The 18,729-nt window shown below is 72.1% G+C and carries 17 protein-coding genes; 10 read left to right on the forward strand and 7 right to left on the reverse strand.

Annotated features, from left to right (window positions below):
- Positions 1-62: 62 nt before the first annotated feature.
- From ACRYCC_RS05625 to ACRYCC_RS05650, 6 genes are all read left to right on the forward strand, one after another.
- The gene (locus ACRYCC_RS05625; protein WP_433809406.1) at positions 63-1,211 is read left to right on the forward strand and encodes an acyl-CoA dehydrogenase family protein; all 1,149 of its coding nucleotides are present in this window, start codon (positions 63-65) and stop codon (positions 1,209-1,211) included.
- Positions 1,208-2,161, forward strand: coding sequence for an acyl-CoA dehydrogenase family protein (locus tag ACRYCC_RS05630; protein ID WP_433809407.1), 954 nt, complete (start codon positions 1,208-1,210; stop codon positions 2,159-2,161). The genes ACRYCC_RS05625 and ACRYCC_RS05630 overlap by 4 nt, the downstream gene beginning before the upstream one ends.
- Positions 2,158-2,934, forward strand: coding sequence for an enoyl-CoA hydratase/isomerase family protein (locus ACRYCC_RS05635; protein ID WP_433809408.1), 777 nt, complete (start codon positions 2,158-2,160; stop codon positions 2,932-2,934). Before ACRYCC_RS05630 ends, ACRYCC_RS05635 begins: the two co-directional genes overlap by 4 nt.
- Positions 2,935-2,936: 2 nt before the next feature.
- Positions 2,937-4,145 (forward strand): acyl-CoA dehydrogenase family protein, encoded by a 1,209-nt coding sequence (locus ACRYCC_RS05640; protein ID WP_433809409.1) that lies wholly within the window; start codon positions 2,937-2,939, stop codon positions 4,143-4,145.
- Positions 4,145-5,227 (forward strand): acyl-CoA dehydrogenase family protein, encoded by a 1,083-nt coding sequence (locus ACRYCC_RS05645; RefSeq protein WP_433809410.1) that lies wholly within the window; start codon positions 4,145-4,147, stop codon positions 5,225-5,227. The genes ACRYCC_RS05640 and ACRYCC_RS05645 overlap by 1 nt, the downstream gene beginning before the upstream one ends.
- A 106-nt stretch (positions 5,228-5,333) precedes the next feature.
- Positions 5,334-6,542 carry an amidohydrolase family protein gene (locus ACRYCC_RS05650; protein WP_433809411.1) on the forward strand — a complete coding sequence of 403 codons (1,209 nt, stop codon included), beginning with the start codon at positions 5,334-5,336 and terminating at the stop codon, positions 6,540-6,542.
- An 87-nt stretch (positions 6,543-6,629) separates the two neighbouring features.
- Here the strand turns inward: ACRYCC_RS05650 and ACRYCC_RS05655 are convergent, their stop codons facing one another.
- Together ACRYCC_RS05655 and ACRYCC_RS05660 are read right to left on the reverse strand one after the other, a co-directional pair.
- On the reverse strand, positions 6,630-6,818 hold the full coding sequence (locus ACRYCC_RS05655; RefSeq protein ID WP_433809412.1) for a ferredoxin: 189 nt from the start codon (positions 6,816-6,818) through the stop codon (positions 6,630-6,632).
- 43 nt (positions 6,819-6,861) lie between these two features.
- A complete protein-coding gene (locus ACRYCC_RS05660; protein ID WP_433809413.1) occupies positions 6,862-7,656 on the reverse strand; it encodes an SDR family NAD(P)-dependent oxidoreductase in 795 nt (264 codons plus the stop codon).
- A 186-nt stretch (positions 7,657-7,842) separates the two neighbouring features.
- On the opposite strand from ACRYCC_RS05660, the gene ACRYCC_RS05665 reads away from it, so the two are divergent.
- Positions 7,843-9,549 (forward strand): N-acyl-D-amino-acid deacylase family protein, encoded by a 1,707-nt coding sequence (locus ACRYCC_RS05665; RefSeq protein WP_433809414.1) that lies wholly within the window; start codon positions 7,843-7,845, stop codon positions 9,547-9,549.
- 330 nt (positions 9,550-9,879) lie between these two features.
- A complete protein-coding gene (locus ACRYCC_RS05670; protein WP_433809415.1) occupies positions 9,880-11,073 on the forward strand; it encodes a thiolase family protein in 1,194 nt (397 codons plus the stop codon).
- A 156-nt stretch (positions 11,074-11,229) separates the two neighbouring features.
- Here the strand turns inward: ACRYCC_RS05670 and ACRYCC_RS05675 are convergent, their stop codons facing one another.
- Together ACRYCC_RS05675 and ACRYCC_RS05680 are read right to left on the reverse strand one after the other, a co-directional pair.
- Positions 11,230-11,910, reverse strand: a complete 681-nt coding sequence (locus ACRYCC_RS05675; protein ID WP_433809416.1) for a TetR/AcrR family transcriptional regulator — start codon at positions 11,908-11,910, stop codon at positions 11,230-11,232.
- Positions 11,911-11,965: 55 nt separating this feature from the next.
- Positions 11,966-13,171, reverse strand: a complete 1,206-nt coding sequence (locus ACRYCC_RS05680) for a PucR family transcriptional regulator (RefSeq protein WP_433809417.1) — start codon at positions 13,169-13,171, stop codon at positions 11,966-11,968.
- Between the two features lie 344 nt (positions 13,172-13,515).
- Between ACRYCC_RS05680 and ACRYCC_RS05685 the strand changes: the two genes are divergently transcribed.
- On the forward strand, positions 13,516-14,133 hold the full coding sequence (locus tag ACRYCC_RS05685) for a TetR/AcrR family transcriptional regulator (protein ID WP_433809418.1): 618 nt from the start codon (positions 13,516-13,518) through the stop codon (positions 14,131-14,133).
- Between the two features lie 57 nt (positions 14,134-14,190).
- Here ACRYCC_RS05685 and ACRYCC_RS05690 read toward each other — a convergent pair whose 3' ends face one another.
- Positions 14,191-14,844, reverse strand: coding sequence for a DUF305 domain-containing protein (locus ACRYCC_RS05690; protein ID WP_433809419.1), 654 nt, complete (start codon positions 14,842-14,844; stop codon positions 14,191-14,193).
- On the reverse strand, positions 14,841-16,382 hold the full coding sequence (locus ACRYCC_RS05695; protein WP_433809420.1) for an LVIVD repeat-containing protein: 1,542 nt from the start codon (positions 16,380-16,382) through the stop codon (positions 14,841-14,843). The genes ACRYCC_RS05690 and ACRYCC_RS05695 overlap by 4 nt, the downstream gene beginning before the upstream one ends.
- Positions 16,383-16,547: 165 nt before the next feature.
- Here ACRYCC_RS05695 and ACRYCC_RS05700 point away from each other — a divergent pair, with 165 nt between their 5' ends.
- Entirely contained in the window at positions 16,548-17,120 is a 573-nt protein-coding gene (locus ACRYCC_RS05700; protein ID WP_433809421.1) for a TetR/AcrR family transcriptional regulator, read from the forward strand.
- A 100-nt stretch (positions 17,121-17,220) separates the two neighbouring features.
- Here the strand turns inward: ACRYCC_RS05700 and mftF are convergent, their stop codons facing one another.
- The gene (gene mftF / locus ACRYCC_RS05705) at positions 17,221-18,723 is read right to left on the reverse strand and encodes a mycofactocin biosynthesis glycosyltransferase MftF (RefSeq protein WP_433809422.1); all 1,503 of its coding nucleotides are present in this window, start codon (positions 18,721-18,723) and stop codon (positions 17,221-17,223) included.
- Positions 18,724-18,729: the final 6 nt, after the last annotated feature.

Consider the following 18,729-nt stretch of genomic DNA (forward strand, 5'->3'; position numbering starts at 1 on the left):
CATCACCGCTTACTCCATCAAGTATTGCAAACCTTATAAGGATTGTCCTACCGTCGGGTGGCATGGACTTCACGATGGGCGAGGCCGCCACCGCGCTCCGGGGTGAGCTGCGCCGGCTGGTGAAGGAGCACGTCCCCCCGGACTTCCTCGGGGCGTTCACCGACGACCCGGCCGACCTGGAGGTCGCCCAGGAGTTCTGCCGGCTGCTCGCCGCGCGCGGGCTGCTGTGCTCGGCCTGGCCGGAGGAGTTCGGCGGCCGCGGCGCCTCGGCCTGGGAGCAGACCGTGGTCCGCGAGGAGATGTGGGCCCATCACGAGCCCCGGGGCGCGCAGTACATGGGCGTCAACTGGGTGGGTCCGACGATCATGCGGCACGGCACCCCCGAGCAGCAGCGGCGGCATCTTCCGCCGATCGCGCGCGGTGAGGTGATCTGGTGCCAGGGCTTCAGCGAGCCCGATTCCGGTTCCGACCTGGCGTCGCTGCGCACGGCGGCCCGCCCCGACGGCGACGGCTGGCGGGTCTCCGGCCAGAAGATCTGGACGTCCTACGCCACCATGGCGCAGTGGTGCTTCCTGCTCGCCCGGACGTCGAAGGGGGAGAGGAAGCAGCACGGGCTGACGATCTTCCTCGTGCCGATGTCCGACCCGGCAATCGAGGTCCGGCCCATTCCCTGCATGATGGGGCCGCACCACCTCAACGAGGTCTTCTTCGACGGCCTGCGGGTCACCGAGGCCGACGTCCTCGGCACCGTGGACCAGGGGTGGCAGGTGGTGCAGGAGGTGCTGGCGTTCGAGCGCGTGGGCATCGCCCGCTACGCCCGCTGCGAGCGCCTGCTGCAGGCCGCGCCCGCGGTGCTCGGCGACCGGTGGGACGAGCTGCCGGACGAGCTCCGGGGCCGGTGGGCGCGGATGCTCACGCACTGCCGGCGGGCTCGGCTGCTGGCCTACCGGGTGGTGTCGATGCAGAGCGAGGGCCGGGTGCGGCCGGGTGACGCCGCGGCCTACCGGATCGCGGTGACCAGGCTCGACCAGGAGAGCGCCGAGGTGCTCATGGAGATCGTCGCGCTCGCGTCGCCGGCCGGTGAAGAGGCCCACCGGTTCCGCCTCGGGGTGCAGGACCACTGGCGCTACTCGCAGGCCTCCACCGTCGCGTCGGGAAGCATCGAGATGCAGCGGATCCTGCTGGCCCGAGCCCTGCTGGCGGCGTCGTGAACATCGAGCTGAGCGAGGAGGCGGTGGGCTACGGGCGGCAGGCGCTCCGGGCGCTCGAGGCGGCCGGGGGAGACCGGCTCGTTCAGCTGGCCGAGCGCGAGCCCGATCGCCGGGAGGGTCTCGTGGCGCCGGTCCTCGGCGAGCTCGGCGCGTGGGAGCTCGATCCCCGCGGCGATCCCGACGAGCTGGAGGCGGCGGCCGCGCTCTGCCGCAGCGCCGGTTACCGGGCCATCGCCTATCCGGTGGCCGAGCGGCTCTCCCGGCCCGCCGACCTCGACGTCGACGGGCTGGTGGTGGTCGTCGGCTCCGGCCCGGCCGGCGCGGTGGCCGGCCTCGATCTGCGCTGGGCGGCGGTGACGCTCGACGGCCGCCGCAGCGGGGCCGTCGCCCGGCCGCCGAGCGCGCCGCCGCGCACGTCGGCGTTCGTCACGGAGCTGGACCTAAGGCCGATCGACGGCGACGGCGCGAAGGACGTGGCGCTCGGCCTGGTCCTCCCGTGCTGGACGCTGCTCGGGATGCTCGACCGGGCGATCGACCTCACCCGGGAGTACGTGCTCGTACGTGAGCAGTTCGGCCGGCCGCTCGCGGAGTTCCAGGGCGTCCAGTTCCAGCTGACCGATGCCGAGATGGAGCGCAGTGGCGTCGAGGTGCTCGCCAAGTACGCGCTGTGGAGCGTCCAGGCCGGCCGCGGCGACGCGCTCGACGACGCGCTCGCGCTCCGGCTGGCCGCCGTCGAGGCGGCCGAGATCGTGTTCCGGGTCGCGCACCAGCTGCACGGCGCCCTCGGCTTCTGCGACGAGACGAGCCTGTCGTGGCTCTCGCGCTACAGCCAGCCGTTGCGGCGGCTGCCGTTCGGCCCGTCCGCGACCCGCGACCGGCTGACCCGCAGGCTCGGCCGGCGTGGCCTGACCGGCCTGTTCACCGATGCCGTGGAGGAGGTCGCGCCGTGACCTACGACCTTCCCGAGGAGCTGACCGTCGAGGCCGACGGCCCGGTCCGCACACTCGTCGTCAACCGGCCCGCCGAGCTGAACGCCGTCAACGCGGCGCTGCACCGGGCGCTCGCCGACGTCTGGCGGCAGCTGGCCGCGGACCGGGCGGCCAAGGTGGTGATCCTCACGGGCGCCGGACGGACGTTCTCCGCGGGCGGCGACCTGGACTGGATCACGTCCTTCCTCGACGACCCGGTCGCCCGGGACGAGAGCCTGCGAGAGGGCGCGCAGATCATCGAGGAGATGCTCCGCTTCCCGCTGCCGGTGATCGCCGCCGTGAACGGCGCGGCGGTGGGTCTCGGCTGCAGCCTCGCGGTGCTGTGCGACATCGTGCTGATGTCCGAGACCGCGCACCTGGCCGACCCGCACGTCAGCGTCGGCCTGGTGGCGGGGGACGGCGGCGCCGCGTTCTGGCCGCTGCTCACCCCGATCCTGCGGTCCCGCGAGTACCTCTACACCGGCGACCGCATCGCCGCGGCCACCGCCGTCGAGCTCGGGCTCGCCACGCGCACGACCGCTCCGGAGGACCTGCTCCCGGAGGCCCGGCGCCTCGCCGCGCGGCTGGCCGCGCAGCCGGTGGAGGCGCTCCGGGGCACCAAGCGGGTGCTCAACATGCACCTGTCCCAGGCGTTGAGCGGGGCCATGCAGGCCGGCTTCGCCGCCGAGGCCGTCACCATGCGGTCCGGCGAGCACCGTGACCGGCTGCTCGTGCTCCGGCGGAAGGCGCGCTGACGATGACGCGCTCCTCCGGCGACCTCGATGACCTCGACGGGTTCCGCGCCGCCGTGCGCGACTGGTGCCGGGCGCACGTCCCCGCCGGATGGCGGCAGGCGCAGACGGACGTCCCGGACGAGGAGTTCGTCCGTTTCCAGAAGACGTGGTTCCAGGAGCTCCGCCGGGCCGGTTTCGCGGTTCCGCACTGGCCGAAGGAATGGGGCGGCGGGATGTCCGTCGCCCAGCAGATCGTGCTCTACCAGGAGCTCGCCGCCCACGACGCGCCCCGGCTGGTCCTGGCCTTCGTCGCGATCCACCACGCCGCGGCCACGCTGCTCGCCGCCGGCACCGACGAGCAGCGCCGGCGGCACCTGCCGGCGATCCTCGACGGGGAGATCTGGGTCCAGGGCTTCTCCGAGCCCGATGCCGGATCCGATCTCGCCGCCCTCAAGACGACCGCCCGCAGGCAGCGCGACACCTACGTCGTCAATGGGCAGAAGCTGTGGGCGAGCGGCGCGATGCACGCCGACTGGTGCCTGCTCCTCGCCCGCACCGACGAGGGCGCTCCCAAGCGGCGCGGCATCTCGTACTTCCTGCTGGACATGCGGTCGCCCGGCCTCGACGTGCGTCCCATCCGCCAGGCGACCGGCGAGTCCCACTTCTGCGAGATCTTCCTCAACGACGTCGTCATCCCGGCCACTCAGCTCGTCGGGCCGGAGAACGCCGGCTGGCGGGTGGCACAGGAGACGCTCGGCGCCGAGCGCGGCATGACGATGCTCGAGCTGGCGGAGCGGCTCGGCAGCGGCTTCCAGTGGCTGGTGGAATCCTGCGCCCGGCCGGGCCCCGGCGGGGAACGCCTGCTCGACGACTCGCTGGTGCGGGACCGGCTGGCGGTGCTGGAGACCGAGGTCGCCGGCCTCCGCGCGCTCTGCCGGGACCTGGTGGAACGCCACGACGCCGGTACCGCCGGCCCGGCCGAGGCCTCGATCGTCAAGCTGTACTACAGCGAGCTGCTGCAGCGGATGATGGACTTCGGCGCCGAGGTCGCCGGGCTCGCCGCCCACACCGTGCTGCGGAAACCCGTCTCGAGCGGGTGGGAGTCGGGTGCCTGGGTGCTCGACTTCATCGGCTCATGGGAATGGACGATCCCGGGCGGGGCGAGCGAGATCCAGCGCACCATCATCGGCGAGCGCGGCCTCGGGCTGCCACGAGAGCCTAGGGGAAGCTGATGTCCGCCGACTTCTCCGAGATCCACCACGAGCTCCGGGCGGTGGCGCGCGACCTGCTCGGCAAGGCGGCTCCCGAGGGCGGGGTCGACTGGCGGCTGATCGCCGGATCCGGGTGGCTCGGGCTGGAGGCGCCGGGATCGCTGGACGGCGCGGGCGCCACCTTCGCCGAGGTCGCCGTCGTCCTCGAGGAGATGGGCCGCGCGGCGACGCGCGGTCCGTACCTGGGGGCCGTCGTCCTCGGTGTGGGGACGCTCAACCTGCTGGAGCCAGGTCCCGGCCGGGACCGGCTGCTCCGCGAGACGGCGTCGGGCGGCGTGGTTCCGACCGTCGCGCTGGCGGGCGACGAGAGCGGCGGCGCGGCCGGCGAGCTGCCGTTCCGCGTCGAGCGGCTGTCACACGGGCTGCGGTTGCACGGCCGGGCGGCCTTCGTGCCCGACGGGGCGGAGGCCGGCCGGCTCCTGGTGCCGGCGCTCGATCCCGAGGGCGTGCCCGTGATCGTCGAGGTCGAGCCGGACGCCCCCGGGCTGGGCCGCACCGCGCAGCCGGTCCTGGACACGACCCGGCGGCTCGCACTCGTGACCGCGGACGATGTCGAAGTCGGCGAGGCGTCGGTGTGGCGGTTCGGCGGCGATCCCGTGGCCGCCGTCCGGCGGTTGCTCGATCGGGCCGCCGTCGCCGTCGCCTGCGACAGCCTGGGCGTGAGCGAGGCCATGCTGGACGCGACCGTCGCCTACGCCGGGGTGCGGGAGCAGTTCGGGCGCCCGATCGGCTCGTTCCAGGCCGTGAAGCACGCGTGCGCCGACATGCTCGTGCGGATCTCGGTGTCCCGGCAGCTCGTCTCCGCCGCCGTACGCCGGCTGGCCGGTGACGATCCCGGTGCCACCGTGGCGGCGTCGATGGCGAAGTCGTACGCGTGCGGTGCCGCGGTCGACGTCGTCGGCAAGGCGATGCAGCTGCACGGCGGCATGGGCTACACGTGGGAGAGCGGCGTCCACGTCTACCTCAAGCGCGCCGTCCTCGACCGTTCGCTGTTCGGCTCGCCCGCCGCCCACCGCAGGCGCCTGGCCGAGCGTTACCGCTGAGCGGTCGCCGTTTGCCCCTGGCACCCGGGCGACCCCGCACCTAAGATGGTAGTGAGCGTTCGCTTTCATAGTCTCGCTCGTTCCGGCGAGTGGTTCGGAGGTCTTCATGTCGTTCAACTGGTTCATCTCGGTCGATGATCACCTCATCGAGCCGGCGCGGCTGTGGCAGGAACGGTTGCCGGCGCGCCGGCGTGACGCCGGACCCCGGATGGTTCGGGACGGAGACGCGGAGTTCTGGGTGTACGAGGACCGCCAGATCGTCACCACCGGCTTGAACGCGGTGGCCGGCAAGAAGCGGGAGGAGTTCTCCCCGGAGCCGATCACCTACGACGAGATGAGGCCCGGCTGTTACGACCCCGCGGCCCGGGTGGCCGACATGGACCAGGGCTTCGTGCTGTCGTCGATGCTGTTCCCGTCCTTCCCGCGCTACTGCGGGCAGATCTTCCACGAGGCGAAGGACAAGGAGCTCGGGCTCCTGTGCGTCCAGGCGTGGAACGACTTCATCCTCGAGGAGTTCTCGGACGCCTTCCCCGGCAGGTTCATCCCGATGATGATCATCCCGCTGTGGGACCCGGTCGCCGCCGCGGCCGAGATCGAGCGGACCGCCGCCCGCGGCGCCAAGTCGATCGCGTTCTCGGAGAACCCGACCAAGCTGGGACTGCCGTCGATCCACACCGACCACTGGGACCCGGTCCTGCGGGCCTGTGACGAGACCGGCCTGGTCGTGTCGATGCACGTCGGGTCGTCGTCCAACCTGATCCGCACGTCCCCGGACATGCCGACGCTCGCGTTCATGGCGTACTCCGCGGCGGCCAACCAGGCGGGCACGCTGCTGGACTGGCTGTTCAGCGGCAACTTCCAGCGGTTCGGCAATCTGAAGATCGCTCTGTCGGAGGGCTCGATCGGCTGGATCCCGTACTTCCTCGAGCGGGCCGAGCAGGTCATCGACAAGCAGCGGTTCTGGGCGTCCCGCTTCGACATCGACATGAACGCCGCCCACGACCGCGGCGAGAACAAGAGCGAGGCCCGGTTCGATCTGAACACGGACATCCGCCGGCTGTTCAAGGACCACGTCTTCGGGACGTTCATCGAGGACCAGGCGGGCGTCCGGCTGCTCGACATCATCGGTGAGGACAACGTGATGCTCGAGGCCGACTACCCGCACTCGGACTCCACCTGGCCCGACACGATCGAGCTGGCGAACAAGTGGCTCGGGCACCTGCCCGACGACGTGCAGCACAAGATCACCATCGGCAACGCCTGCCGGGTCTACGACTTCACCCCGGCCGACCCCGCCACCATCGGCAGGTCCTGACGCCCCACCGCCATCCGTCGCCGCCGCCCGCGCAGGGCGGCGGCGACGCGGTCCGCCGGGCGCTCCGGGGGAGCGGGAGGCATGCCCTCAGTGGACGGTGATGGCGCGCTCGGGGCAGTTGGCCGCCGCCTGGCGCGCCTTGGCCTCGAACTCGACCGGCACCTCGGGGGCCGGCACCACTCCGTGCCCCTGGTCGTCGAGTGCGAACACCTCCGGGCAGATGTCCCAGCAACGAGCGTGTCCCTGGCACCGGTCCGGATCCACTGTGACCTTCATCAGTCGTTCTCCCTGGTCTTCGGATCGACGGGCTTCGGATCGATCAGAACGTGGCCGACAGGGCCCACGGCCCGTCGGGGAAGGGCCGGCCGAGCAGGTCCATGCTGTAGGCGACGCTGCCGGTCACCGTGCCCGGGGGTGCGCTGCACAGCTTGAGGGCGGCGTCCGCCATGGCGCTGTCGTCCTCGACGGGCGCGTTGTCGGGCGTGTGCGGCGAGACCACGGCCACGCCGGGTGTCATCACCAGCCCGGACGTCCCGAGGGAGTTGACGCTCACGCCCGAGCCGTGCAGCTCCGCCGCCAGACCGGTCGTGAGCCGGTCCAGCGCCGCCTTGCACATCCCGTACGGCACGCAGCCGTCGCTCGCCCAGTCCGGGTACGGGGGTCCCATCGGATGGCGGGCCTGCTTGGAGGTGATGTTCAGCACCCAGCCCCGTCCTCGCTCGACCATGCCGGGAACCGCCAGCTGGCACAGCCGGAACGGCGCGTGGACCATCATCTGGAACATCAACCCGTAGCGGCGCATGGTGATGTCGAGTGCGGGCCCGTAGAAGTTCACGCCGGCGTTGTTCACCAGGGTGTCCACCGGGCCGAGCGCCGCCTCGGCCCGTGCCACGATCGTCTCGACGGACTCGGGCAGGGTGAGATCGGCGGGTACGGCCTCGACCCGGCCGCCGTCGGCCCGGATGCGGTCCATGACCTCCTCGAGCGACCCCGGCAGGGACGGCGAGCCGGGGGCGACCGTTCGTGCCACCAGAGCGATCGCCGCGCCTTCGGCCGCGAGCCGCTCGGCGATGTACTGCCCGATTCCGCGGCTCGCACCGGTGACGATCGCCACGCGGCCATCCATCGATCCCAAGAGCACTCCCGAAGTGAGCAGTCGGGGGCAGGTGGCACCCGAACCGCGGCCAACTGTAGCAAAGTAAACGCATACTCTCACTTGCTGGCGCCCTGGACCCAGGAGCTAGAGTGAGTAAGCACATGCTCTGTTGGCATCCCGGCCGGCGGCGGAAGGACGTGAGCCATGCATGACATCGTGATCCGTCACGGCGAGGTGGTCGACGGGACGGGCTCGGCCCCGCGGCGGGCCGACGTCGCCATCGACGGGGACCGCATCACCGGCGTGGGCGTGATCGGCGACCGGGGGCGGCGCGAGCTCGACGCCTCCGGCCGGTTCGTGACCCCGGGGTTCGTCGACGTCCACACTCACCTCGACGCCCAGCTCTTCTGGGACCCGATGGTCACCTCGTCGTGCTACCACGGCGTCACCACCGTGGTGATGGGCAACTGCGGCGTCACCTTCGCGCCCGTCCGCCCCGGTCAGGAGCGGTACCTCGCCGAGATGATGGAGTCGGTCGAGGACATCCCGGCCGAGACGATCATGGCGGGCCTGGGCTGGGGCTGGGAGACCTACGGCGAGTATCTGAAGGCCGTGGGCCAGCGCGAGCTGGGCGTGAACGTGGGCGGCCTGATCGGCCACTGCGCCCTGCGGTACTACGTCATGGGCGAGCGCAGCCTCGGCGAGTCACCCCCCACGGACGACGACCTCGCCGGCATGGCGGCCGTCGTGGCCGAGGCCATGGACAACGGCGCCCTCGGCTTCTCGACGTCGCGCACCTTCATGCACACGGTGCCCGGCGGCCGGCCGGTGCCGGGCACCCACGCGCAGCCCGCCGAGCTCGCCGCCATCGCCGGCGTCCTCGCCGCTCGCGGCCGGGGCACTCTCCAGGTCGTGCCCCGGATCGGCGAACGTGACGGCGCCGACCGGCAGAACTCCGTCGCCGAGATGACGTGGATGGAGCAGGTGAGCCGCGCCTCGGGTCGGCCGCTGGCGTTCTCCATCATGCAGAGCGACCGTCGCCCGGGCCTCTGGTCGTGGGTGATGGAGCAGGTCGCCGCGGCCCGGGGCCGCGGCGCCGACGTACGCCCGATGACGGCGGTGCGGGGGAGCGCCATCGTCTACGGCCTGGCCGGCCGGACGCCCTACGACACGCTGCCGGCATGGGCCGAGTTCATGGCCGGGCCGTTCGCCGCCCGCCTGGAGGCGCTGGCCGACGAGCCGGTGCGGCGCCGGCTGCTCGCGGAGGCCGAGCGGCCGGCCGAGATGTCCGGCCCGCTGGCACCGAAGGACCCGGCCAAGCTCTACCTCATGCCGCCGGGGTCGGCCGACTACGACGTGCGCCCTGAGAACAGCCTGGCCGCCGAGGCCGCCCGGCGGGGCACGAGCCCCGCCGCCGCGTTCCTCGACTACACGGTCGAGACCCGCGGTCTCGGACTCCTGTACTACCCGGTGCTCAACCAGGACCTCGACGCGGTGGCCCAGATGATCACCAACCCCGACGTCGTGGTGGGAGTGGCCGACGCCGGTGCCCACGTGGCCCTGACGATGGACGCCGGCAACTCGACCTACCTCCTGAGGCACTGGGTGCGCGACGAGGGTCTGCTCGACATCGGCCGGGCCGTCAGGAAGCTCACGCTGGAGGGCGCCGACCTCTTCGGGCTCGCGGGCCGGGGTGTCCTGACGCCGGGCGCCTTCGCCGACGTGAACGTGCTCGACCTCGAGGGCCTCTACCTCCACACACCCGAGATGGTGGCCGACTTCCCGCTCGGGGCGAAGCGGTTCGTCCAGCGCGCTCGCGGCTACGACTACACGATCGTCAACGGCAGCGTCATCGTCGACCACGATGAGCTGACCGGGCAGCGGCCCGGGCGGTTGGTGACCCCCGGCTGACCGGCCGTCCACCCTTGCCGTCGCCATAGGCCGGCGTTACCATGGGCACAGGTAAGGAAACACTCACTCAGTTGTGCCCGCGTGCACGCCGAAGCGGACTCCCGCCGAAGCGCGCGCCCGGCCTCTTCACCAGGCATCGCCCGGGCGCGCGGTTCACACCCCCGTGCCCCGCGTGAAGGAGACGGACTGCCGACCCGGTTTCGCCGTCCGCGCCGATGTGACGCCCAGGTTCCCGACGATGACGTCGGAAGGGTGACATGAGCCGCCGTCCCGCGAGGGGGACTGGACGACCCCGGTGCTCCGGTGAGTGTTCCGCGAGAGGAGCGACACATGATGAGCCGTGAGGCATTGATCGTCTCGGGCGCCCGGACCGCGATCGGGACCGCGTACAAGGGGTCGCTGGCCGACGTCGACGCACTCGACCTCGGGACGATGGCGGTCGCCGAGGCCGTGCGGCGATCGGGTATCCCGCCCGAGCTCGTGGACGACGTCGTGATGGGCGAGTCGCTCTACGGCGGCGGGGCCATCGGCCGCTACGCCGCGATCGAGGCCGGACTCGTGAACGCGCCGGGCATCGCCCACAACCGGCACTGCGCCTCGGGGCTCGCCGCGCTGCAGAGCGCCGCGGCATCGATCATCGCCGGCATGGACCGCGTCGTCGTGGCCGGTGGCGCCCAGTCGAGCTCGACCGCCCCGCGCACGAACCGGCGCGTTCCGGGGACCGACGACTGGGAGGAGGACTGGCTCGCACCCAGCCACCGCGAGACGCCCGACGCTCCGATCAGGGACATGCCGGTCACGGTCGGCTGGAACACCGCGGTGAAGGCCGGCATCACCCGCGAGGAGATGGACGCGTGGGCGTTCCGCTCCCACCGGCGGGCCATCGCCGGAATCGACGCCGGAAGCTTCGAGGACGAGATCTTTCCCATCGAGGTCACCCGTCGTGACGGGACGCGGTTCACCTTCGCGGTCGACGAGCACCCCAGGCGGAACTCGAGCCTGGAGAAGCTCGCGTCGCTGAAGCCGCTGCATCCCGAGATCAAGGACTTCAGCATCACCGCCGGCAACTCGGCGGGTGTGAACGACGGCGCGGCGGCGATGGTCGTCGCCGACCGGTCCTTCGCGGAGGAGCACGGTCTCGAGCCGCTGGCGGCCGTCCGGGCGTGGGCATCGGTCGGCGTGCCACCGGCCGAGACCGGCCTGGCGCCGGCGGACGCCATTCCGAAGGCGCTCGCCCGGGCCGGCCTGTCGGCCGGGGACGTCTCCCTCTGGGAGATCAACGAGGCCTTCGCCTCCGTGAGCATCGCCGCGACCCGGGCGCTCGGGCTCGACGAGGACCTCGTGAACGTCCTCGGAAGCGGCTGCAGCCTGGGGCATCCCATCGCGATGACCGGGGCCCGGATGGTGCTCACGCTCACCCACGAGCTGCGTCGCCGCGGTGGCGGCGTCGGGGTGGCCGCGATGTGCGCCGGCGGCGGGATGGCCACCGCACTCGTGCTCGACGTGCCGGCTCCCGCCCGATGACGACGAGGTGACTTCATCCGCCCCGGCGCGGCGATCGTCAGGGACGGAACAGCATGGCCACGATCGCGTCGCCAGGACGTCGGCAGGGTCCGCTGAGCGGAAGACCCCCTCGGCGCCCCCCGGCGCCGAGGGGGGCTTCCGGCGTGGTCCACCGGTTCAGAGCTGCTTGCCCGCCGGCTCGATGGTGGGGAAGAAACCCTTGACGGTGCCATCGCTGATCAAGGCCACCGCGCGGTCACGGTCGAAGTCCTTCCGGTGGTGGCTCTCCAGCGCCAGGATGAGCGCCATGCCCATCACCGCGCGGGCCGAGATGTCCGGAGACTCGAACGGGAAACCGTACCGCTGCTCCACCTCACGCCACGCCTCGGCCAGCCGGTCCATGGCCACCGAGAAGTCGTCCCGGTAGAACCGCCGAGCCACCTGGGGGTCTCCGAAGAGCACCAGGCCGAGCAGCGGGAGTATCTCCTCCAGCGTCGAGACGAGCTGCAGATAAAGGCCGTTCATCGTGCCGCGCTGCCGCTGGGGCGTCAGGGGCTGGTCCCGGTCGACGGCCGCGGTCGCGGCGACGAGATCGTCCACGGCCTTCTTGAGCGGTTCGACGACGGCCTCGAGGAACAGCTGGTCCTTGCTCTCGAAGTGGCGGTAGATCACTCCTTCGCTGATGCCGCTGTGCTCGGCGATCACCTTGATCGTGGTGCCGCTCATGTCGCCGGTCTCGCTGAACGCACGCCTCGCAGCGGCCAGGATCGAGCTCTTCCGCGCCTCGGCGGTGAGCCGTCGACGCGGGCGGGGCGCGTCGCCCGCGGGTTTGGACGAGTGGGTGGCCGGCTCAGTCACGAGGTCTCCTCGCCGCCGGGGCTCCCGATGTGGTGAGTGTGCGCATACTCCCATACTAGACAGCGCGTGCCAGGAGGGTTTGCATACGCAGGACTATCTGCATGTGGAAGCGCCAGTCGGGGTCGTGGAGCCGGTCGCCGTAGAGGTCCTGGAGCTGGTTCATGCGGTAGCGGACGGTCTGGGGGTGGACGTGGAGCCGGAGGGCGATCTCGGGGGCGGTGCCGCCCTCGGCGAGAAGGACGAGGAGCGTCTCGGCCAGGCGTCCGCGTTTGGCGGGTGCCATCTCCGCGAGCAGGGCGTACTCGCCGTGGGTCATGAGGTTCATGATGCCCTCGTCGGCGAGCATCAGCAGGGTGGGGAGGTGGTCGGCGCTGCGCACGGGCGGATCGGCGGCGATGATGCCGCGGCGGCACAGGGCGAGGGTCTGGCGGGCCAGCCGCAGTGACAGCGCCGCGTCGGCGAGCTCGACGGTGGGGCCGATCGCGAAGATCGAATCGTTCAGGGCGCGTACGAGCATCTCCTGGCGGCCGGGGCCCTCGGCATCGGGGACCAATAGGAACGGGTCGGGGCGTTCCAGGTCCATGAGGGCGTCCGCGCTCACCGCGGGCGACATCAGGTGCCCGTCCGGCCAGGAGCCGGCCAGTGCCACGCACGCGACGTGGGTGGGCAGCCGCCATTCGGATTCGGCCGCCAGCCGGGCGAGGGTCTCGGGAGAGGCGGGCCGCGCGTCAGCGGTGAGCAGTTCCAGCAGGCGGCGTCTGCGCCGGTGCAGAGTGCCGGTGGCCCTGGTGGCCAGTTCGGCATAGGCCTGCACCGACTGGTTGGCGATTTCCTCCATGTAGGCGAAGACGGCCTCGGCCAGGGCGCACAGGGTCTCGGGTGAGTGACCGGCGCTCATGCCGATGGCGGCGAAGCGGCGCCAGGCGGCGCGCCCGCCGATCCGGTAGGCGGCCTGCAGGGCGTCCACACTGCGGCCCTCACGGAACTCGCCGCGACCCAGCGCCCGGGGGACGCGCGGGTCGTGCGGCAGGTGCGTGGCGGCATCGGCGATGCGGTCGACGAACTGGCGCAGGCCCTGCTCGACGCCCAACCGGATCCCGGCCCCGAACGCACCCTGCAGCGGGCGGTCGAACTCCGGGACGCCGCGCCGGATCTCCTCCACGATCTCGTCGGCGAGCTGTGCCAGCTCGGGCCGCAGCGTGTCGGCCAGAGCCGGAGGAAGCACCCACCACGGGGCGGATCTGGCAGGACGGATGGTCATGGTCATCTGGGTCATGGCAGCCTTCCGAACCTCAAGCAACCATGCGACAGTGGCCGCGCCCGGCCCGGCGGCGCCTGGGGGCGGTCCGGGTGTTGCGCATGGCGGCCTCTCGGGTGGTCGCTCAGACGGCGGGGGTGTATTCCAGGTGGAGTTCGGTGAGCCTCCTACGAACACGCGCACGAACCGCGGCGGATCGGACCGGCCCTGCTGAGCACCTGCACAGCATTGCTGAGCACTTGATTAGCATAGACTGAATCGTGTGGTCAAGGTCACTCTCGCGGGGTGGATATGATGGCCGGCAGTGTCCAGCGGACACGGTCGTACAGTTTGCGGAGGTCAACGACATGGCATCGCCGCGCAGGATCGGCGCGCCGGACGCCAAGAACCGCGCGATCCTGCTCGACGCCGCGGAGCGCCTCATGCTGGAGGAGGGCTACGCCGCCGTCAGCTCGCGGCGCGTCGCCGCCAAGGCGGGCCTGAAACCCCAGCTCGTGCACTACTACTTCCGCACAATGGACGATCTGTTCCTGGCCGCCTTCCGCCGCCGCGCCGAGGAGGCGCTCGAACGCCAGGCGCGGGTGCTGGCCTCTCCGCAGCCGCTCCGGGCACTGTGGGAGTTCAACACCGATCCGCGGGGCACGGCGCTGACGATGGAGTTCGCCGCCCTGGCCAACCACCGCAAGGCGATGCGGGCGGAGCTCGTGCACTACGCGGAACAGGTCCGCATTCAGCAGCTCGACGCGCTGTCCGGCCTGTTGGAACGCCGCACGGTCGATCCGGAGGCGGTCCCGCCCATCGTCATGATGGTGCTGCTGACGACCGCCTCGCAGGTGCTCGCGATCGAGGAGTCGCTCGGCATGTCCGCCGGGCACGCCGAGACCGTCGAGTTCGTCGAGCGTTGCCTCCAGCAGTTCGAGGGGCCCGCGGCGAACACGGTGCCGGACGCACCCGGGCCGCGCTAGGCGCCGTCCGGGAGCGCCGGGCGCGGTCTCACTCCACCGGGCCGGCATGTCCGCCGTTCACGGCGGTGTCGGTGCGGGCAGGGGACGGTGGCCGAGGGCGGACAGCAGGCCGGTCATCGTGGCGATCTCCTGGCGCTGGCCGGTGGCCATCAGGATGGCGAGGCCGCGTACGTGCGGGTTCGTCGCGTCCCGGGCCGCCGCGGCGGCCATGATCGAGCCGCCCTCGTGGTGGCGGATCATGAGTTGCAGGAACCACACGTCCACGTCCTCGCCCTTGACCTCGCCGAGGCGGTCCATCTCCCGCAGCGAGGCCGTCCCCGGCATCGCGCCGGGGCCGCGACGGCCGGCGTGGCCCTGGTGGCCGGCGGCCATCCAGGTCATCGGGGGGCCGGAGGGCACCTGCGGGGCGTTCCAGAGGGCGAGCCAGCCCTGCATCTGGCCGATCTCCTTGATCTGGTTGAGCTCGATCGCGGAGGCCATCCGGGCCACCGGCGGGCTGACCCTGCCGTGGACCGCCTGGGCCATCGTCACGGCCTGCTGGTGATGCACGATCATGTCCTGGCTGAACCCGATGCCGACCGTGCCGGCGGCCGAGACCCGCGCCGCGCCCGCCGCGGGGCCATGGTCGGGCAGCAGCATCACCGTCCCCGCCCCGATCACCATGAACGCGATGGCCGAGAGCACTCGCCCGGCGCTGGGCCGTGCGCTCATCGCAGGGGATAGGCGTTGTTGGTGAAGCGCAGGAGCAGCGCGCCGTTGTCGTCGCACGACACCCACAGCCGGTCGCCGTCGAAGCGCGGCGGCGACATGCACCAGTCCGCGGTCATGTCCGTGGGGCCCGTGTACAGCGGCGGCTTGTCGGGGTAGTCGCCGAGGATGTCGGAGAAGCTCGCGCCGAAGGGGACGAACGCGTGCGCGGAGTTGCGCAGCAGTTCGCGCTTGCCGACCTGGGCGGCCGGGTTGAAGTAGGCGATCTCGCGGGGCCGCTTCAGGTCGCGGACGTCGAACACCCGGATCCCCGACTGCGCCCAGCCGCAGGCCAGCGCGGTGGGGTCGGCCAGGCGGTCGAGGGTGCAGTAGTGCGAGTCGTAGCCGAAGATGCCGTTCTTGGCGGTGTCGGCCCCCCGCGTCTTCAGATGCTCGGGCCGGTTGATCTCCAGCTTGAGCTGCCGGACGGTCGTGACCCGGCGCTCGTCGGAGATGTCCAGGATCCGTACCCCGCCGGAGCCCAGTTCGTCGACCGCCACCAGATAGGGCCTGCCGTGGTCGGTGAACGGGATGGCGTGCTGGGTGACCAGGCCGTCGGCCCAGGTGGTCTCGGAGATGCGGCGCAACTGCGGCTGCGGCCTGCGGCGCTGGATGTCGCCGGCGTCGAAGATCGTGACGCCCGTCGGGATGTTGGCGACATAGATCCGCTCACCGTTGCCGCTCACGCCGATGCCGTGGTCGGTCAGGCCGATGATCCCGTTGTAGATCACCCGCGGGGACGCCGGATCGGACATGTCCAGCGCGGCGATGGTGCCGCCCACCGTTCCGGTCGTCCAGTAGGTGCGGCCGTCGGGCGACCAGCTCGCCTCATGGCCGGGGAACAAGCCCGGCATCGTCAGCTTCGTCCCGCGGATCCCGTTGAGCAGCCGGGGATGGGCGCAGTCGGTCCTGACGTCGTACACCGAGACGAAGAACCCGCCGGACAGGGCACCGACCGACACCGCCGCCAGCAGCCCGCGGCCCTGGTGCACCTTGAGCGTCTCCCAGGTCCCGGCGAGCGTCGCGGGGCTGAGCAGCGAGTCCGTCAGCCGTGGCCGTCGCGGGTCGGACATGTCGATGACGTTGACGCCCGGCCGCTTGGCCGTCACCGCGCTCGGCAGGATGGTGCCCAGATACTGGCACTTGCCGTAGGACGCGCCGACCGTGCCCTGCCCCTGCCCCTGGTACCGGCTGATCAGCTCCAGGTTGCACTGGTAGCCCCGCTTGCTGCGTCCGCTGGTGCGGTCCGCCAGGGGGACCTGCCCCTGCAGTCCGGTCTCCGGCGCCGCCCCGGGCCCGCAGTTCGCCCGGGGCACCGTGGTGTCGGCGGGGGCGACCGCCGTCGCGTGCTCGACGCCGCCGGCCGTCAGCGACAGGGCGGCCGCGGCCAGGGCCAGCGCTCCGGCCGCCCGCCTTCCGGCACGCCGTGCCCGGCCGGGGTCGCGCCCGCCCGGGACTGGGGCGGCGTCGATCGGCACGGTGGAAGGGGTCCGGGGTCTCATGGCGGCTCCTGGAGGGGTGGGTCTTCCGGGCCGTGTCACGAGGTCGCTAGCGAAACGCTGTCGTTCTCTTAACGGCCGCCCTACTGTAAGAGAACGCGCGCGTTTTGGTTATGCGCGCAGGTGAGTGTTCCGGGGGAGGGATGTGTGGCCGCCGATGAAAACGCGGTGAGGACGCGGCGAAGCCGGATCTCGCCCGACCGCGAGGCGGAGTTGTTCGGGGTGGTGCTCGACCAGTTGCGCGAGGCGGGCTACGAGAGCTTCAGTGTCGAGGCGGTCGCCGCCCGCGCCCGCATGAGCAAGGCCACGATCTACCGGCAGTGGGGAGGCAAGCCGGAGCTGGTGCTCGCGGCCGTGCGGTCGCTCGACAGGCTGAAGGTCGACGACATCGACACCGGGACCTTGATCGGCGATCTGAAGGCCTACATCGACCAGTTCGGGAGCAGGACGATCCTGGACCGCGAGATGAACCGGGCGATGACGCAGGCCATACACCGCGATCCCCGGTTGATGACGGCCTTCCGTGAGTTCTTCGTCAAGCCGGGGGTCCTCGCGCTGGAGAGCGTGCTGGCCCGCAGCATCGCCCGCGGCGAGCTGGCCGCCGACTGCGAGGCCCTCCCCTATGTCAAGAACATGCTGCTGGGGGCCCTCGGCGGCGAGGACCTCTTCGGCGACACCCTCGACACGGCCTTCCTCTACGGCTACGTGGACCACGTGATCGCGCCCGCCCTGGGCCTGTGACCCGTCCGGGCCTCCTACCTGCGCGACTTCGGGCGGCCCCGCACCGCCGACCAGCGGGCCGCGGCCATCGTCCTCCTCGCCTCCGACGCCGCCGGCGACATCAACGGCGCCGTCCCTCCGGTGGACGACGGGTGGTCCGCCGTCCGACCAGCCACCGCACACCGTCCCGGAGTGCGGGGACAGGGGAGTCCCGGAGCCTGGGAAGCAGCGGCTCGAGGGATCGGTGCCGCCAGGCGGAGGCGGTGACCCCGGAGCCGTAGGCCACGTCCTCCAGGAGCCTGAGGGCGGTGTAGCGGACGGGGTCGAGGGCGGGCCGGTGGGTCAGCCATTCGAGGGCCACCGGGGCGAGCATGGCGGTCGCCGCGCAGCGGGCGGCCCGGCTGCGCCCGCCGGCGGCCAGGCAGACGAGGCCCAGGGGCCACCACTCGCGGCGCAGCGCATGGCCGATGGCGGCGGCGTCGGCGATGACGCCCTTGCCGACTATCGCCGCGCTGAGCGTCCAGGCCTCGTGGGTGCCGGTCAGCCTGCGGGTGAGCAGGGCGGTGGTGAGCACGGCGCTCGAGGCCGCGCGCCAGGGGTGACCGGACGCCAGGAACGCCAGGGTGGCGAGGTTCCAGGCCGACGGGCTGAGGGGGACGAGCCGCCCGGGATGCCGTCGGGCCAGCGCGGGCGCCGACGTGCCGTACTCGTGCCGGCGGCGGGCCCACGCCCGCGCCTCCAACCGCGGGGTGTGCTCGACCTGGGCCTCTGGCTGGTACCGGACGTGCATCCCGCGGTCGGCCAGCCGCCAGACGAAGTCGACGTCTTCGCCGAGCCGCATCTCCTCGTCGAACGTGATGTCCCGCAACACCGCCGCCCGTACGACGAGCGTGGCGGTCGGCACGAAGCCCAGTTTCGCCCTGGGACGGACCAGGGCCGGCCGGAAACCCATGTCGAGAGCGGACCGCGCGGCCTCGTACCGCGCCAGCAGGCGGGAGCTCCCGGCACCTGGGACGATCCGCGGCGCCACGGCGGCCACCCGGGGGTCGTCGAAATACGGGATGAGGACGTCCAGCCAGCCCTCCACCGGCCGGCAGTCGGAGTCCACGAACGCGACGAACGGCGTGTCCGCCAGCCGCAGGCCCGTGTTGCGCGCGGCGGCCGGCCCCCGGTTGACCTCGTGCCGTACCAGCCGGGTGCCGTGCGCTCGTGCCATGCGGCGCAGCGGCCCCGGGTCGGGGGAGCCGTCGTCCACGACAATCACCGGCAGGCCCTTGAGTGCGGCCAGGCAGCGTTCCAGCTCATCGACCCGCCCGAACGCCGGTACGACGACGGTCACCGCGTGCGGCCCGGGACGTGATGCCGGCACCGGATGGGCGAGACCGTGGTCGAGGAGCTGGCGGGCCAGTGCCCGTCCCACCGCCGAGTCGGCGGCGGCGCCCCGGGCCCCCGCCCTGCGCAGGACGCCCAGGTACGGCAGGGCTGCATCCTTGAAGCGGAGGACCTTCCAGGGGGCGCCGCCGGTGGCCACCCGTCCACCCGCCCAGAAGGACGTCCCGCGGTCGAGGGCGATGGGGAATACCGGCGGGAGGGCGGTCCGGGCGGGGTCGTGATCCTGGGGCATGTCCGG

Origin of the sequence: Actinomadura scrupuli, assembly GCF_050971785.1 — a bacterium.
Lineage (GTDB): Bacteria > Actinomycetota > Actinomycetes > Streptosporangiales > Streptosporangiaceae > Actinomadura_E > Actinomadura_E scrupuli.

What these genes read in the sequence shown, in the direction of transcription:
- ACRYCC_RS05625 (WP_433809406.1), top strand. Translation starts at nt 63, where the DNA reads ATGGACTTCACGATGGGCGAGGCCGCCACCGCGCTCCGGGGTGAGCTG.
- ACRYCC_RS05640 (WP_433809409.1), top strand. Translation starts at nt 2,937, where the DNA reads ATGACGCGCTCCTCCGGCGACCTCGATGACCTCGACGGGTTCCGCGCC.
- ACRYCC_RS05645 (WP_433809410.1), top strand. Translation starts at nt 4,145, where the DNA reads ATGTCCGCCGACTTCTCCGAGATCCACCACGAGCTCCGGGCGGTGGCG.
- ACRYCC_RS05650 (WP_433809411.1), top strand. Translation starts at nt 5,334, where the DNA reads ATGTCGTTCAACTGGTTCATCTCGGTCGATGATCACCTCATCGAGCCG.
- ACRYCC_RS05655 (WP_433809412.1), bottom strand. Translation starts at nt 6,818, where the DNA reads ATGAAGGTCACAGTGGATCCGGACCGGTGCCAGGGACACGCTCGTTGC.
- ACRYCC_RS05665 (WP_433809414.1), top strand. Translation starts at nt 7,843, where the DNA reads ATGCATGACATCGTGATCCGTCACGGCGAGGTGGTCGACGGGACGGGC.
- ACRYCC_RS05670 (WP_433809415.1), top strand. Translation starts at nt 9,880, where the DNA reads ATGATGAGCCGTGAGGCATTGATCGTCTCGGGCGCCCGGACCGCGATC.
- ACRYCC_RS05680 (WP_433809417.1), bottom strand. Translation starts at nt 13,171, where the DNA reads ATGACCATCCGTCCTGCCAGATCCGCCCCGTGGTGGGTGCTTCCTCCG.
- ACRYCC_RS05685 (WP_433809418.1), top strand. Translation starts at nt 13,516, where the DNA reads ATGGCATCGCCGCGCAGGATCGGCGCGCCGGACGCCAAGAACCGCGCG.
- ACRYCC_RS05690 (WP_433809419.1), bottom strand. Translation starts at nt 14,844, where the DNA reads ATGAGCGCACGGCCCAGCGCCGGGCGAGTGCTCTCGGCCATCGCGTTC.
- ACRYCC_RS05695 (WP_433809420.1), bottom strand. Translation starts at nt 16,382, where the DNA reads ATGAGACCCCGGACCCCTTCCACCGTGCCGATCGACGCCGCCCCAGTC.
- mftF (WP_433809422.1), bottom strand. Translation starts at nt 18,723, where the DNA reads ATGCCCCAGGATCACGACCCCGCCCGGACCGCCCTCCCGCCGGTATTC.